This is a genomic window from Altererythrobacter sp. Root672, from assembly GCF_001427865.1.
GTDB lineage: Bacteria > Pseudomonadota > Alphaproteobacteria > Sphingomonadales > Sphingomonadaceae > Croceibacterium_A.
In genome coordinates this window covers 614151-629270 of the sequence record NZ_LMHH01000001.1, presented here as the reverse complement: position 1 = coordinate 629270, position 15120 = coordinate 614151, and the positions used below count along the sequence as shown (strand labels likewise).

At 65.2% G+C, this 15120-nt stretch carries 13 protein-coding genes and 1 pseudogene; 7 read left to right on the top strand and 7 right to left on the bottom strand.

Annotated elements, in window-relative coordinates; translation table 11 throughout:
- Position 1: 1 nt before the first annotated feature.
- On the top strand, positions 2-1297 hold the full coding sequence (locus ASD76_RS03100; protein WP_055918328.1) for a bifunctional folylpolyglutamate synthase/dihydrofolate synthase: 1296 nt from the start codon (positions 2-4) through the stop codon (positions 1295-1297).
- A 21-nt stretch (positions 1298-1318) separates the two neighbouring features.
- Here the strand turns inward: ASD76_RS03100 and ASD76_RS03095 are convergent, their stop codons facing one another.
- Positions 1319-1666 carry a PilZ domain-containing protein gene (locus tag ASD76_RS03095; protein WP_055918325.1) on the bottom strand — a complete coding sequence of 116 codons (348 nt, stop codon included), beginning with the start codon at positions 1664-1666 and terminating at the stop codon, positions 1319-1321.
- A 42-nt stretch (positions 1667-1708) separates the two neighbouring features.
- Positions 1709-3001, bottom strand: a complete 1293-nt coding sequence (locus tag ASD76_RS03090; protein WP_414826687.1) for an AmpG family muropeptide MFS transporter — start codon at positions 2999-3001, stop codon at positions 1709-1711.
- A 360-nt stretch (positions 3002-3361) separates the two neighbouring features.
- On the opposite strand from ASD76_RS03090, the pseudogene ASD76_RS03085 reads away from it, so the two are divergent.
- Positions 3362-4108 (top strand): annotated as a pseudogene (locus ASD76_RS03085) (pseudouridine synthase); the annotation flags it as partial.
- Between the two features lie 161 nt (positions 4109-4269).
- Positions 4270-4824, top strand: a complete 555-nt coding sequence (gene rsmD, locus ASD76_RS03080) for a 16S rRNA (guanine(966)-N(2))-methyltransferase RsmD (RefSeq protein ID WP_055918319.1) — start codon at positions 4270-4272, stop codon at positions 4822-4824.
- Here rsmD and ASD76_RS03075 read toward each other — a convergent pair.
- Both ASD76_RS03075 and ASD76_RS03070 read right to left on the bottom strand, forming a co-directional pair.
- Entirely contained in the window at positions 4790-6058 is a 1269-nt protein-coding gene (locus ASD76_RS03075) for an MFS transporter (RefSeq protein WP_055918317.1), read from the bottom strand. The genes rsmD and ASD76_RS03075 overlap by 35 nt on opposite strands.
- 66 nt (positions 6059-6124) lie before the next feature.
- Entirely contained in the window at positions 6125-6400 is a 276-nt protein-coding gene (locus tag ASD76_RS03070; RefSeq protein WP_156457524.1) for a hypothetical protein, read from the bottom strand.
- 118 nt (positions 6401-6518) lie between these two features.
- Between ASD76_RS03070 and ASD76_RS03065 the strand changes: the two genes are divergently transcribed.
- Entirely contained in the window at positions 6519-8819 is a 2301-nt protein-coding gene (locus ASD76_RS03065; protein WP_055922871.1) for an ATP-dependent helicase, read from the top strand.
- A gap of 42 nt (positions 8820-8861) precedes the next feature.
- On the opposite strand, the gene ASD76_RS03060 is transcribed toward ASD76_RS03065, so the two are convergent.
- Together ASD76_RS03060 and ASD76_RS03055 are read right to left on the bottom strand one after the other, a co-directional pair.
- Positions 8862-10286 carry a DEAD/DEAH box helicase gene (locus tag ASD76_RS03060; protein ID WP_055918311.1) on the bottom strand — a complete coding sequence of 475 codons (1425 nt, stop codon included), beginning with the start codon at positions 10284-10286 and terminating at the stop codon, positions 8862-8864.
- 134 nt (positions 10287-10420) lie between these two features.
- Positions 10421-10996 (bottom strand): hypothetical protein, encoded by a 576-nt coding sequence (locus tag ASD76_RS03055; RefSeq protein WP_055918308.1) that lies wholly within the window; start codon positions 10994-10996, stop codon positions 10421-10423.
- A gap of 138 nt (positions 10997-11134) precedes the next feature.
- Between ASD76_RS03055 and ASD76_RS03050 the strand changes: the two genes are divergently transcribed.
- A complete protein-coding gene (locus ASD76_RS03050; RefSeq protein WP_055922868.1) occupies positions 11135-12568 on the top strand; it encodes an FAD-binding oxidoreductase in 1434 nt (477 codons plus the stop codon).
- 81 nt (positions 12569-12649) lie between these two features.
- Positions 12650-13417, top strand: coding sequence for a SapC family protein (locus ASD76_RS03045; RefSeq protein WP_055918305.1), 768 nt, complete (start codon positions 12650-12652; stop codon positions 13415-13417).
- A 219-nt stretch (positions 13418-13636) separates the two neighbouring features.
- Here ASD76_RS03045 and ASD76_RS03040 read toward each other — a convergent pair whose 3' ends face one another.
- Complete coding sequence (locus tag ASD76_RS03040; RefSeq protein WP_055918302.1) at positions 13637-14569, bottom strand: N-formylglutamate amidohydrolase; 933 nt, start codon at positions 14567-14569, stop codon at positions 13637-13639.
- Between the two features lie 129 nt (positions 14570-14698).
- On the opposite strand from ASD76_RS03040, the gene cpdR reads away from it, so the two are divergent.
- Positions 14699-15082 carry a cell cycle two-component system response regulator CpdR gene (cpdR, locus tag ASD76_RS03035; RefSeq protein ID WP_055918299.1) on the top strand — a complete coding sequence of 128 codons (384 nt, stop codon included), beginning with the start codon at positions 14699-14701 and terminating at the stop codon, positions 15080-15082.
- Positions 15083-15120: the final 38 nt, after the last annotated feature.

Below are 15120 nucleotides of genomic sequence, written 5' to 3'. Positions count from 1 at the left end.
CATGAAAGACTTTGCAGCCTCCGAAAATCCGGCGGTCCAGGCGCAGCTTGACCGGCTGGCCGCGCTTTCGCTGCCCCAGGGCCGCCTTGGCCTGGAAGTGATCCGCGATCTGCTGGCCCTGCTCGGCGATCCTCAGAAGCGCCTGCCGCCAGTGTTCCACGTTGCCGGCACCAACGGCAAAGGCTCGACCTGCGCCTATCTGCGCTCGATCTTGGAAGCGCAGGGCCTTACGGTCCACTCGGCGATCAAGCCGCACCTGGTGCGCTACAACGAGCGTATCCGCATCGCCGGCCAGCTGGTCTCGGACGAGGAACTCGCCTCGCTGCTCAAGGAAGTGCTCGACATCGGCGAAGGCCTCGGCCCGAGCTTCTTCGAGGTAACCACCGCAGCCACCTTCCTCGCCTTCGCGCGCCATCCGGCGGACGCCTGCGTGATCGAAGTCGGTCTCGGCGGCCGGTTCGACGCAACCAACGTCATGGAGCAGCCGGCCGCGTGCGGCATCGCCACGCTGGGCATCGACCACGAAGCTTTCCTGCTGGTGCCTGAAGAAGGCGTGCCCACCGAACCAATGGTGCGCATCGCGTTCGAGAAGTCGGGCATCGCCCGCGCTGGATCGCCGCTGGTCACGCAAAGCTATGCCGAGCCGCTCGAAGCCGAGATCGCGCGCATTGCGGACCTGGCTGGCGCCCCGCTGTTCCGGCGCGGCCACGAGTGGTCGGCCGAAGTCGGCGACACCATCGAATACCGCGACAACCGCGGCACGCTCACCCTTCCCCTTCCGCAGCTTCCCGGCAAGCACCAGGGCGACAACGCGGCCCTCGCGGTCGCGATGATCCGCCATCAGGACAAGGTCGAGGTCTCGGCGGAGGCTATGGCGGAGGGCATTCGCTCCGCTCGCTGGCCGGCACGCTTGCAGTTACTCGCGCAAGGCCCGCTCACGGCGCTCACTCCGAACCGTGAGGTCTGGCTCGACGGCGGGCACAACGCCGACGCCGGTCTCGCCATCGGCCGGCACTTCGCCGGGCAACGCCTGCACCTCGTCATCGGCATGCTCGCCAACCGCTACCCGCAGACGATTATCGATCCGCTCGAAGGGCAGCTGGCAAGCGTCACCGCGGTGCCGATCGACGGTAGTGATTCCCATGGCGAGGCGGCCTACGGCGGACGCGCGGACTGGGCACCCGACGTGGCGACGGCGTTGCAGAACTTGCCGGATGACGGCCTGCCCGTCCTGATTGCAGGGTCGCTCTACCTCGCGGGCAAGGTCCTGGCGGCGAACGACGAGATCCCGGACTAGGCCAGGACTGGCGACCGAACTCTAGTCTTCGGTCGCTTCACCCAAAGCGTCCTCGCGCACCACGGACGGCGCCAATTTGCGAGTTTCCACGAGATAGGGGAGCGGCAGCGGCCGGTCGAATTCCAGCCCCACGCGATCGCCCTTCTGCCACACGGCGCCACCGAAGGCTTCGTACTGCAACCAGGTGAGGATACCGTCGCGAACCTTCTCAGGCCGGCTCAGGACAAAGTGCGCCCCGCCCCGCGAAAGGTCGAGCAGTTGGACATCCTGCAGCCCGCTCACCGTCTTCAACCGGGCGACGAAATTCACCCCGAGACGCGAGTGCGTGCGGCGCGGGTCCGCGCCTCCGAATACATTGAGCCTTGCCATGCCTCGCACTTTCGCATGCGGGGGTTATCGTCCTGTTAAGCCTCAACCCGCGTCGGCGCGTGCATCCCCTTCGCCGACCGAGCCCGCGGTGCCGATGGCCGAGTCGACCAGCCCCGCACGCATCATCCACCAGAACAGCAGGATGCCGGGCAGCGCCGCCACGGTGGTGAGCAGGTAGAAGTTCACATAGCCCATCGATTCCACCAGGGCGCCGGCGGTAGTGCCGGTCAGCACCCGGCCCACGATGCTCGTCGCAGCGGAAATCAGCGCATATTGCGCGGCGGTAAAGCGCAAGTCGCACAGCGCCGAGAAGTAGGCGACGATGACGACACCGCCGATACCGCTGGCGAAGTTCTCGAACCCCTGGGTAAGCGCCAGGCCAATGCCGGAATGTCCGGCGGCCGCGAGCGCGGCGTAGCTGGCGTTCGAAACGCCCATGAGGATCAGCGAAAGCAGCACCGACCGCTTCATGCCCATCTTGGCGTAGAGCACGCCGCCCACGAAGATGCCGATCAGATAGGCCCAGAAGCCGACACCGACGTCGTAGAGCGCGATCTCGTCATTGCTGTAGCCAAGGTCATCGAGCAGCAGGCGCAGGACGAGCTGGCCGAGTGTGTCGCCAATCTTGTGCAGCAGGATGAACAGAATGACGAGCAAGGCGCCGCGACGCTGGAAGAACTCCACGAACGGACCGATGATCGAGGCCCAGATCTCGGCAAATCCCTTCCGGGCAACAGGCACCCGACGGCGCTTCGGCTCACCCAAAACGAAAGCGGTTATCATCGCCGGCAGCGCCAGCCCGGCGCAGGCGATATAGGCGGCGCTCCAGCCGTAGCGGGCAGCCACGACCAGCGCGAGCGAGGCCGCGCCTGCCGAACCGATGCGCCAGCCGTACTGGCTCATGCCCGAGCCCACACCGAGCTGGTAAGGCTGCAGCGTCTCGATCCGATAGGCGTCGATCACGATGTCGAACGTCGCTCCGGCAAGTCCCACAAGGACCGCCGCAGTGGCCGTCGCCGCAATGCTCTGGGCAGGATCGACGAGAGCTAGATTGATGATTGCGGCAATCACGGCGGTGCCTGCAAGCAGCATCCACGATACGCGCTGGCCCAGCCGACCCAGGATCGGGATATGCACGCCGTCGACAACCCAAGCCCACAGCGGCTTCAGGTTGTAGACCAGGAAGGCCAGAGTGAAGGCAGTGATGGTGGACTTGTCGATCCCGCTCTGCGCCAACCGCGTGGTCAGCGTGGCAGCGATCATCGCGAACGGAAAGCCCGAGGAGATGCCGAGGAAGAAGGCCGCAAGCGATTCCTTCTCCAGGTAAGGCAGCACCGACTTCCAGAGCGAACGCCCTTCGGGTGCAGCGAATTGGTCTACGGCTTCCGCCACTAAGGCCTCCCTCTCAACTCAGTCAGACCGTAGCGCGGTTTGGGCATAGGGGAAGCCCCGCCCTGCCGGTGATAAACAGGCTTCTGACGGACCCCTGCTTAATCCTCACTGTCGCGCAGCGATGGCGTCCTTCGACAAGCTCAGGACGAACGGAGGTTTGAATTTCCCAGGTTCCGTTGGTGCTGAGCTTAAGTTCCGTTCGTGCTGAGCTTGTCGAAGCACCATCCTCAGCCCCTCCCCGTGACGGCTTCGCCGCCAAAGGGAGGATTTGGAGCCAGCGGCCATCGCAGCTATGGGCCCACCATGGCCGACCCCTGGAACCCCAATGGCGAGAGAATCGCCAAGCTACTTGCCCGTGCGGGCGTAGCAAGCCGCCGCGAGATCGAACGGATGATCGCCGATCGCCGCATCGCCAAGGACGGGGTGGTGATCGAAACCCCCGCAACCGTCCTGGAGCACCTGCGCGGCGTCACGGTTGACGGCAATCCCGTTGCCAGCGCCGAACCGACGCGGCTGTTCCGCTTCAACAAGCCCGAAGGCCTGATCACCGCCGAGCGCGATGCGGCCGGACGGCCGACGATCTACGCCGCCTTGCGCAACGCGCTCCCCAAGGGGACGCCGCGAATGATGCCGGTCGGGCGGCTCGACCTCAACACCGAGGGCCTGCTGCTGCTGACCAACGATGGCGAGTTCAAGCGCCAGTTGGAGCTCCCAGCAACCGGCGTGCCGCGCACTTATCGCGCCCGCACCTTTGGCGACATCTCGCAAGCTCAACTCGAAGACCTGATGGACGGCATCGAGATCGAGGGCGTCCGCTACGGCCCGATCGACGCCAACCTCGAACGCCGCACCGGCCGCAACCAGTGGGTCGAACTGACCCTGACCGAGGGCAAGAACCGCGAAGTCCGCCGAGTGCTCGAACACCTCGGCCTCAAGGTCTCGCGCCTGATCCGCACGGCTTATGGCCCCTTCTCGCTCGGCGATCTCGCCAAGGGCGCCACGGTCGAAATTCGCAAGGAAGAGCTGGAGCGGTTCCGGAGCTCGCTCAAGCATTCCTCCCCGCAGCGCGAAAGCGGCAGCGGTCCGCCAGAGGGCGGCGGCGATCGTCCGCACGCACCGCGCAAGCCGAGGGGGCCATCCGCACCAGGCGGGCCGCGACGCGGATCCCCGTCCCGCGCTCCCTCTCGGACACCCTCGCGCGGAGGACCTAAGTGAGAATCATCGCTGGTGAATGGCGCCGCCGACTGCTGAAGGCGCCGCCGGGCGATGACACTCGCCCTACCGCAGACCGCACACGGGAAACGCTGTTCGCGATGTTGCTCAGCAGGCTCGGCAGCTTCGAGGGCCTGGCGGTAGCCGATCTGTTCGCAGGGTCGGGCGCGCTCGGCCTGGAGGCCTTGTCGCGCGGTGCAGCGAGTTGCCTGTTCGTCGAGAACGATCCCGCCGCGATCCGCGCCTTGCGCGCGAACATTGCGGCGCTGCGGGCTCAGCAGCAATGCGACGTACGCGCCACTTCGGTGTTGCAGCTCGGGCCGGCCAAGGCCCCGGTGGACCTGATACTGCTCGATCCGCCCTATGGCAGCGGCGCGGGCGCGGTGGCGCTCGACAAGCTGTTCCGTCATGGCTGGATCAATGAAGCGACCTGGATCGCGCTCGAAACAGCGCAAGACGAAAAGGTTCAGGTTAAGTCGCTCGAGATCGAAAGCGAACGCAAAGTCGGCAAGGCGAAGCTTACTCTTCTGCGCCTACCGGCCGCGCAAGGATAACACCCGCCAGGGTCATTACGCCGGCGACGCTCAGCAGCAATCCGATCAACGGAGTGGCTCCCGCCGCGCTCAGGTTCTGCGCCGCGATCGGCGCGACGGCTCCGCCGACGATGCCCCCGGCGTTGAAGGCGATCGACATCCCGGTGTAGCGCACCGTCACCGGGAACAGCCCCGGCATCCAGCCGCCGAGCGGACCGTAGACGAAGCCCATCACCAGCAAGGCCGCGGCGATGGTCACGAACAGCACGGGCAGCGATCCCTCGGTCAGGACCTGACCGAAGACCGCGCCCAGCAGGATTGTCGCTCCGGCGCCCCAGCCGAGCATCTTGCTCGACCCGAACCGGTCCGAGCCCACCGCCGCGAGGACGATGCCGAGCGCCAGGAACAGGTTTGCGCCAAGTTGCAGGCCGAGGATGACCTCGCGTTCCGCGCCGCGCTCGAGCGTCATGTGGCTGAGGGTGAAGGCGGTCGCGAGGTAGAAGATCGCAAAGGCCGAGACCACGCCGGCGCTCGCCGCCAGGACCGATCCCCAGTGGTATCGCAGCACCATGCCGAGCGGAACCTTGGGCGGCGGAGCTTTCTCCAACGCTTCCTTGAAGGCGGGCGTTTCGCCGATGCTCAGCCGCACCCATAGACCGATCCCCACCAGCAGCGCGCTCAGCAGGAAGGGCACTCGCCAGCCCCAGGCGGTGAAGGCCTGGTCGGACAGGCCCAGCCCGAGCAACAGGAACAGGCCGTTCGCTGCGAGGAAGCCGACAGGCGCGCCAAGTTGCGGTGCCGAACCGAACCGGGCTTCCCAGCCCTTGGGCGCGTTCTCGACCGCCAGCAAGGTTGCCCCGCCCCACTCGCCGCCGAGGCCAAAGCCCTGCCCGAACCGCAGGATGCACAACAGCAAGGGGGCGACCCAGCCGACCATCGCGTAAGTCGGCAGGAATGCGATGAGCAAGGTCGAGATGCCCATGAGCAGGAGCGAGCTCACCAGCGTGGACTTGCGGCCGAGCCGGTCGCCGAAGTGCCCGAACGCAATCGCCCCGACGGGCCTCGCCACGAAGGCCAGGCCGAAGCTCATGAAGCTGAACATCTGTTGCGCGGCAGTGCTTTCGGCAGGAAAGAACAGCTGGCCGAACACCAGTGCCGCCGCGGTGGCGTAGACGTAGAAATCGTAGAACTCGACCGCCGTGCCGACGAGCGAGGCAGCGAGCACCCTGCGATGCGTTTTAAGCGGTGATGTCAACGTTCCTACCCCTGCCCCCTGCTGGCGGGCTGGGGCGGAAGCGGCATCAAGTCAAGATTGGACCTGTCAGTTTTGGGGGTTCGAACGGTTCTTCGGCCAGTGGTCGAGCGGGACGTTGCCGAATGCGAGCCCCGCTTCGCGCGGGTTGATGCAGTTGTCGTACTTACCCTCGCGGCATACGTCGTAGACGGTGTCACCGATCTTGACCTTGGTCGCCTTGCCGCGGGCGTCGCGTTCGAGGACCTCGGCCTTCGGCTTGGTCGATTGACCTTGCGCGAGCGCCGGCTGGGCGACGGCGATGAGGGACAAAACAACAGTGCTGGCTACAAGTATGGCGCGCATATTCCACCTCCGCTGCAGCAGGACGCCGATACAACGGCAAAACATAGATCAAGTTCCGCCTTGGAAGACAGCGTTTCGCCGGGTTGCGCCCGCCGTTTTCGTTCCCTAGTTGTTCGCGGTGACCGATACCCCCCTCCCCGCCACTGAACCTGCCGAAGTCCCCGCGTGGCTCGATGGGCTGAACGCGCCGCAGAAACAGGCCGTCCTGACCACTGAAGGTCCGGTGCTGATGCTGGCGGGTGCCGGGACCGGGAAGACCGCCGCGCTTACCGCGCGCCTCGCTTACCTGATCCGCACTCGCCGCGCCTGGCCGAGCGAGATCCTCTGCGTGACCTTCACCAACAAGGCGGCGCGCGAGATGCGCCACCGCGTTGGCCAGCTCATTGGCGATGCAGTGGAAGGGATGCCCTGGCTTGGCACCTTCCACTCGATCTGCGCGAAGATGCTCCGCCGCCACGCCGAACTGGTCGGGTTACAGAGCAACTACACCATCATCGACACCGACGATCAGCTACGTTTGCTCAAACAGTTGATCCAGGAAAACGACCTCGACGAAAAGCGTTGGCCCGCGCGCCAGCTCGCTGGGTTGATCGACCGCTGGAAGAACCGCGGCCTCAACCCCGAAGACCTCGATGCGGTCGAGAACGAGGCCTACGCCAACGGCAAGGGCCAGAAGATGTACGCGCTCTACCAGGCGCGGCTGAAGGCGCTCAACGCCTGCGACTTCGGCGACTTGCTGCTGCACATGCTCAACGTGTTCCGGCGCGAGCGGGATATTCTCGAGAGCTACCAGCAGCGGTTCAAGTACGTGCTGGTGGACGAATACCAGGACACCAACGCCGTTCAGTACTTGTGGCTGCGGCTGCTCGCCCAGACGCGCAAGAACATCTGCGTGGTGGGGGACGACGACCAGTCGATCTATTCATGGCGCGGCGCAGAAGTCGCCAATATCCTGCGGTTCGAAAAGGATTTTCCCGGCGCCGCGGTTATCAAGCTGGAGCAGAACTACCGCTCGACCCCGCAGATCCTCGCGGCGGCCAGCGGCCTGATCGAGGCCAACAGCTCACGCCTCGGCAAGACGCTGTGGACCGAGCGCGGCGGCGGCGAGAAGGTCCGGGTGATCGGGGTATGGGACGCGCCAGAGGAAGCGCGCCGCCTCGGTGAAGAGATCGAACGGCTCGAACGCGAAGGCGCCCCGCTGGAAGGCGTGGCGATCCTGGTACGCGCGCAGTACCAGACCCGCGAGTTCGAAGACCGCTTCATCCAGATCGGCCTCAACTACCGCATCGTCGGCGGCTTCCGGTTCTACGAACGTGCCGAGATCCGCGATGCGCTGGCTTACCTCCGGGTCATCGCCCAGCCGGCGGACGACCTGGCGTTCGAACGCATCCACAACCAGCCGAAGCGCGGCTTGGGCGCCAAGGCGCTCGAGAAGATGCACCAGCATGCCCGTCGGCAGGACATTCCGCTGGCGGCCGCTGCCCTGGAGATCGCCGACAGCGACGAGCTGCCCGCTCGCGCTCGGGGGACGATCGCTGGCCTGATGTCCTCGTTCCTGCGCTGGCGCGAGCTGGCCGAACAAGAGAGCCCCGCCGAACTGCTCCGCCGCGTGCTGGAGGAAAGCGGCTACGACGCCATGCTCAAGGCGGAGCGCACCTCGGAAAGCGCCGGGCGGCAGGACAACCTTGTCGAGCTAGCCCGGGCGATGGAGGAGTACGACACGCTCGGCGACTTCCTCGAACACGTCAGCCTGGTGATGGACAACGATGCGGCCGACGACACCGAGAAGGTCACCATCATGACCATCCACGCGGCCAAAGGGCTGGAGTTCGACCACGTGTTCCTGCCCGGCTGGGAGGAAGGTGTGTTCCCGAGCCAGCGCGCGCTCGACGAAGGCGGGCTGGCTTCGCTGGAGGAGGAGCGCCGCCTCGCTTACGTCGCCATTACCCGCGCCAAGCGGCGGTGCACGATCATGCATGCGGCGAACCGGCGTATTTACGGGCAATGGACCAGCTCGATCCCCTCGCGCTTCATCGCCGAGCTTCCAGCGGAGCACATCGCCCAGGAAACGACGCTCACCGGCGGCGCCTCGCTCTGGCGCGCCAACTGGAGCGAGCAGGATGATCCCTTTGCACATGTCAGTGAGGCCCGCCCCGACCGCAGCCAAGCGCGAGGCCCGGGATGGCAGCGTGCCCTATCGACAGGCTATGACCGTCTGCCCAAGCGCCTGCCGGAACCCAGCCGCAGCGCCGCGAGCTTTGCCGCCAAGCCGCGCACCGACATCGCGATCGGCGCACGCGTGTTCCACGACAAGTTCGGTTACGGCGAGGTAGTCGATCAGGAAGGCAACAAGCTGGAGATCGAATTCGAGGCCAGCGGCCGCAAGCGAGTGATCGACAGCTTCGTCAAGCCCGCCTGACGGCGCTCCTCCCTCTCCCAGGGGGAGAGGGGAAAACAGACCTTAAAGTGCCGAGAGGTTGAGGAAGCCCGGAACCGGACCGTTCCATTCACCCGGTTCGGTCGGACGTTCGTCTTCCGGATCGGGCCGGCGACGCTCGGAGCGACGCGGCTCTGCCTGGGCCGGTTTCCGAGGAGCCTCTGCCTCACGCGGCTCTGCCTCGCGCGGTTCTGCCTGAGCGGGCTTCCGGCGGGCCTCGGCCTCGCGCGGTTCGCGCTTCGGCCTGCTCCGTTCGGACTTCTCGCGCGGAGCCTTTTCAGCCTTGGGTTCCTTGGGTTCCTTGGCTTCCCTAGGTTCCGGGGCTTCCTTCGCGCCAGCCAGGGCAAACACCGGCAAGGCAGCGCCTGTCAGCTTCTCGACGTTGGCGATCGCTTCGGCATCCTCGGGCGCGACGAGCGTGAAAGCCCGGCCCTTGGCCCCTGCGCGGCCGGTCCGGCCAACGCGGTGGACGTAGTCGTCGGGGTGCCACGGCGTGTCGAAGTTGAACACGTGGCTCACGCCCTTGATGTCGAGACCGCGTGCCGCGACGTCAGAGGCGACGAGGATGTTGATATCGCCCCTCTTGAACCGGTCGAGTTCCGCAATCCGGCTCGACTGATCCATGTCGCCGTGAATCTCGCCCGAAGCGAAGCCGTACCGTTGCAGGCTCTTGTTGAGCTCCCGCACGGTGGTCTTGCGATTGGCGAAGATCAGCGCGCTGTGCACGTCATCGGTACGCAGCAGCTCGCGCAGCGTCTCGCGCTTGCCGCGGACGCTGGTGAAGACCTTGTGCTGGGCGATGTTGGTGTTGGTCGAGGCCGGCCGGGCCACCTCGATATATTTCGGATTGCTGAGGAAGCGGTCGGCCAGCTTCTTGATCGGCGGCGGCATCGTCGCCGAGAACAGCAAGGTCTGCCGGGTGGTCGGCAGCTTTTCGCAGATGAACTCGATATCGGGGATGAAACCCATGTCGAGCATGCGGTCGGCTTCGTCGATGACCAACAGCTCACAGCCGGTAAGCAGGATCTTCCCGCGCTGGAACAGGTCCATCAGCCGGCCCGGCGTGGCGATCAGCACGTCAACGCCTTCGTCGAGCGCCTTAACCTGGTCGCCCATCTGCACGCCGCCGATCAGCAGCGCCATCTTCAGGTCGTGGTTGACGCCGTACTTCTCGAAGTTCTCCGCCACCTGCACCGCGAGTTCGCGCGTCGGTTCCAGGATCAGCGAGCGCGGCATCCGCGCGCGGCGGCGGCCGTGATGGAGAATGTCTATCATCGGCAGCACGAAGCTGGCGGTCTTGCCGGTGCCGGTCTGGGCGATGGCGATGATGTCGCGCATCATCTGGACCTGCGGGATCGCCTGCGCCTGGATGGGCGTAGGTTCGCTGTATCCAGCGGCTTCGACCGCCTTCAGCAATTCATCGGTTAGGCCGAGATCGGCGAACTTCATAGGGGTTCATTGTCCGGAACAGGGCGGTTATCCCGCCGCAAAATCGGCCGCGCACGCAAGCGCACCGCCGGGCCAGCGCCTATGCAGCGCCCAAGGAGAAAGTCAAGGATTCCCCCGTGCTGGACACGGGAAGGTCAGTCGCGTTCGGCGACCAATCGGCTCAGCTTGGTGAAGCGGCAACTGGCACCGGCACGCGACTGAAGCTTGTCGCGCCGCGAGCAAAGCTGTCCATCGCCACTGCGTTCGACGTAAAAACCGAGGTAATAGTCCTCGGAGTTGCAGGATCGCTCCAGCGCGGCGCTAAGCACTCGCCTGTCGCGCATGAAGAACAAGAGCCGGTTGTTGTTCGCCGGTTGCACCGCGGCGATCGCACCGATTGGCACGCAGTCGCCGACCCGCTCTTCCTCGAACCTGTCGGTATCTTCCGCGATTCTGTCCATCGACCTGGCAACCGTCCGCGGTGAACTCGGCGCAATTCGGACGATGACCCGCTGTTCGATTCTGACCTGGTTTTCAGTCGGCGTCTTCCGAGCGTTATCGAGCACCCGGAATGGCGCTGCAGCGGGGCTCTCAAGGCCTACAGGCGCACTTTCGGCTTCGGGCGTGGCACGAGCCGTCTCGCTCTGCGGCGTCGATGCATCCGGCAGGCCAGCGGCCACCGCTGGCAACAGCAAGGCGAGCGGGGCAAGGAGGAAAGCAAAGCTGTTCATGAAGGGATGCGGTGCTCGGTATTGGGTTACCGGAAGTGGGCGGCGGTTAGCGGAGCCTTCTAGACCGACTGATTGAATACCGGCTTAACCCAGGAATTGGCCTTTGCAACGCTCTCTCGGCGCTGGCAAATGCCGATCATGACCGATCAGGAACAATTTCTCGCAGCGGCGGGTGAGCTTCTGGGCGAGCGCGGCCTGACCCGCGATCCGGAGCTGTTGCAGCCTTGGCTGACCGATTGGCGCGGCCGTTTCAGCGGTCGCGCGATGGCCCTCGCATCGCCCGCTTCAACGGCCGAGGTCTCCGCCTTGATGAAGCTGTGCGCCGAGTTTGGAGTGCCGGTGGTGCCGCAAGGCGGAAACAGCGGCATGTCGGGCGGAGCGACTCCTGACGAGACCGGCCACGCGATGCTGCTCTCGCTGCGGCGGATGAACGCAATCCGCCATTTCGACCCCACGGCGCGCGAAATCACCTGTGAGGCCGGCGTCATCCTGCAGACCCTTCACGAGGCAGCGGCGGCGGAACACTTGCGCTTCCCGCTGACCCTGGGCGGCAAGGGCTCGGCGACTGTCGGCGGCCTGATTTCCACCAACGCCGGAGGCACGCAGGTCCTGCGTCACGGCTCGATGCGCACGCAAGTGCTCGGCATCGAAGCCGTGCTGGCCGACGGCAAAGTGTTCGACGCGCTCGTCCCGCTGAAGAAGGACAATCGCGGGTTCGATCTCAAGCAGCTGCTGATTGGGTCCGAGGGTACGCTGGGCATCGTCACCGCCGCCACGCTGCGTCTGCTTCCGGCGCTCGCGGACCGTGCCGTTCTGTGGGCTGGCCTGGAATCGGTGACCGCTGCGCGCGCCTTGCTGCTGCATAGCGAGACAATCGCCGGCGACGCGCTCGAGGGCTTCGAGATCATGCCGCGTCACAGTCTTGAGGCCGTGCTGGCCCATGTGCCCGGCTCACGCTCGCCGCTGCAGGGACAGCACGAATGGAATGTGCTGATCGAACTGGCTGCCGATGCGGCCGGGGCGGACGCCTTGCCTGCTCTCGCGCAGACGCTGCTCGAAACGGCGTTCGAAGCCGGCCTGGTCGAGGATGCGACCATCGCCGCAAACGAAGCCCAAGCGGAACAGTTCTGGCTGCTGCGCGACGAGATCGCTCCGGCCGAGCGCGCCCTGGGCCCGGCAGTGCAGCACGACATTTCGGTCCCGGTCGCCCGCATGGCGGATTTCGTTTCCGCTGCGGTGCCGGACGTCGAGGCACGGTTCCCTTCGACCCGGGCCGTCGCGTTCGGCCACCTGGGCGATGGCAACGTCCATTTTCACGTGCTCGCCCCCGCTGGCGCCGTTCGTGGCGAGTGGGAAGCGGGCGATGGCAAGGCGATCAGCGCCTTCGTCCATGACCTCGTGACCCAATGGGGCGGCTCGATCAGCGCCGAACATGGCATCGGCCAACTCAAGCGAGACGAACTGGGCCGGCTTGGCGATCCGGTGCAGCTTGCGATGATGCGCGCGGTCAAGCATGCGCTCGATCCGGCCAACCTGCTCAATCCCGGCAAACTCGTCCCGCCTTGCACCTGATGCCCGGCGGCTTTAAAGCCCCCCATTCGAGTGCGGGACCCCGCATCGGGCCTTGATAACCAGCCATTCCGGAGAGACATAATGGCCAGCGCGCCGCAACCTCAATTGCCCCTGTTCTACAATGACCTGATGCCGCTCAACAGCCGTGACCACGGCACCTGGAAAGCGCGCTCGGTGGACAAAGCCACTTGGGTCGGCACCCAGCACGCGATTCCCCTCACGGTGGACGAATTCGCGCAAGCTCAGCGTTATTTTCCGATCGTCTTTTCGTCGGGCGACAGCTCCGTTCCCCTCGCCCTGCTGGGTCTTAACGAGGGTGTGAACGTCTATTTCGACAGCGACGGTCAGCTGGCCGAAGACGTCTACGTCCCGGCTTATATTCGCCGCTATCCGATGCTCCTCGCCAAGCTGACCCCGAACGCCGAAGAGATGTCCCTCTGCTTCGACCCGTCGGCCGAGCTGATGGGCGATTTCGAAGAGGGCCATGCCCTGTTCGTAGACGGCCAGCCGAGCGACCACACCAAGGGCCTGCTCGACTTCTGCCAGAAGTTCGAAGAAGCCGGCGCCCGCACCCAGGCCTTCATGGAAGAATTGGCCAAGGCCGACCTGTTGATGGACGGCGAAGTGGCGATCCAGCAGGGCGACAAGCCTGACCAGCCCTTCATTTATCGGGGCTTCAAGATGGTGAACCAGGAAAAGCTGCGGACGCTCGATGGCGAGAAGCTCAAGCAGTGGAACGAGATCGGGCTCCTGCCGCTGGTCTTTGCCCACCTGTTCTCGCTCGACCTGATGCGGATCATTTTCGCCAAGCAGGTGCAGCAGGGCAAGGGTCCCGGCGCAGCCAACTGATCCGCGGACTAGACGTGGTGGCTTCAAGGCGGATCGAACCTTTCGATCTGCCACCCCCTTGAAGCGCAGCCAATAAGGTCTAAATACGCGATGTCCGGCCGACGCTTCCCTCATGGCTCGGCTGGATAGGTACGCCTCGGCGTACCTCCTCCCTGAACCTTGGCCACCTCGTGCCATTGTGCACGAGGTGGTTTTTTCATGGGCAGAGCCTGCTGAAGGCTATTCCGCGGCTTGCGGTAAACCCCAGCCGCCAATCAATTCTCCCGACAGACGGCGAATCAGCCCCGACACAGCGTTGGTTATCGCTTCGAGTCCCGGTCCCGGCTCGCGCAGCTCGCTGTCGAGATAGGTCGCCCGGCAAATTTCAAGCTGCAACGCGTGCAACCCGCGCGAAGGCGACGCGTGCCTGTCGAGCACGTACCCGCCGGCATAGGGCCGGTTATGCGCCGCGCGACGGCCGATCGAGGTAAAGTGATCGAACGCGGCGGCCGACAGACTGCTGCTCGCCGAAGCGCCGAATCGGTCGCCAATCACGAAATCGACTGCGGCATCCGAACCGCGCTTCGGGCCGAGCGGCGGCATCGAGTGGAGGTCGATCAGCAACGCCGCCCCCCACCGGTCGCGCAAGCTCTCAAGCCCGCGCGACAAAGCCGCATGATAGGGCTGGTGCACTTGCTCGATCCGCGCAGCCAGTTCCTCGCACGTCATGCCCTGCTTCCACAGCTCACCCAGCCCCGGAAGACGCCGCGGCACCAGCCCCAGCCCGCTGCGAGCGCGCCGGCCGGCTGCGTGGCGGGTACGGCTAACCGGAGCTTCGCCTTCGACCATGTCCCAGTCGATGTCGTCGGGCGCGCGGTTGAGGTCGATCATCGCCCGAGGCGCGTGGGCCACCAGCAGCGACGCACCGGTCTCCCGCGCGACGGCCTCTGCCACCAGGTCCGCAAAGCGGTCTTCCAGCCTCAAGCTGGCCTGTGAAGAATGGCGGAAGTTTTCGGCGAACTCGGCCGGATAGACTCGGCCCGCATGCGGCACGGCAATGATGACCGGAACCGGGGGCGCAATTCTCTGGGTCAGGGTAAACGCCGGATGGGCGGCCGTTCCCGGAATGCTTCCGCCGCGCAAGTTGCGCGATTCTCGTGCCACTGGGCCCATCTCCGCAAAATTCTAAGCTGACCGCGTTTCCGATATGTGTCAAAGCTGGGCAGCCGCGACAATCTAGAAGATTCTTAAATTGGTCGCGGATAAGGGATCGCAACGCACAGACCTGACAAGGGGGCCTTGATGATCCGCATCCTGCTGGCAGAAGACGACGAGGCGATGCGCACCTACTTGGCGCGGGCGCTCGAACAGGCCGGCTACTCGGTCGATTCGGTCGATCGCGGCACGGAAGCCATCCCCCTGCTCGAATCGCAGCAATACGATCTGCTCCTGTCCGACATCGTGATGCCGGAAATGGACGGAATCGAACTGGCGCAGCGTTGTGCCGAGATTTGCCCGGGCACCCGCGTGATGTTCATCACCGGCTTTGCCGCGGTCACCTTGCGGGCCAGCCGCGAAGCGCCGAAGGCGAAAATGCTCTCCAAGCCGTTCCACCTCAAGGATCTGGTGCTCGAAGTCGAACGCATTTTCGAGGACGAAAAGACCGAAGCGTCCTTTCGACCCTGAAGACCCAAAGCAGCCCTTGTCATAACGATTGCCCGGCG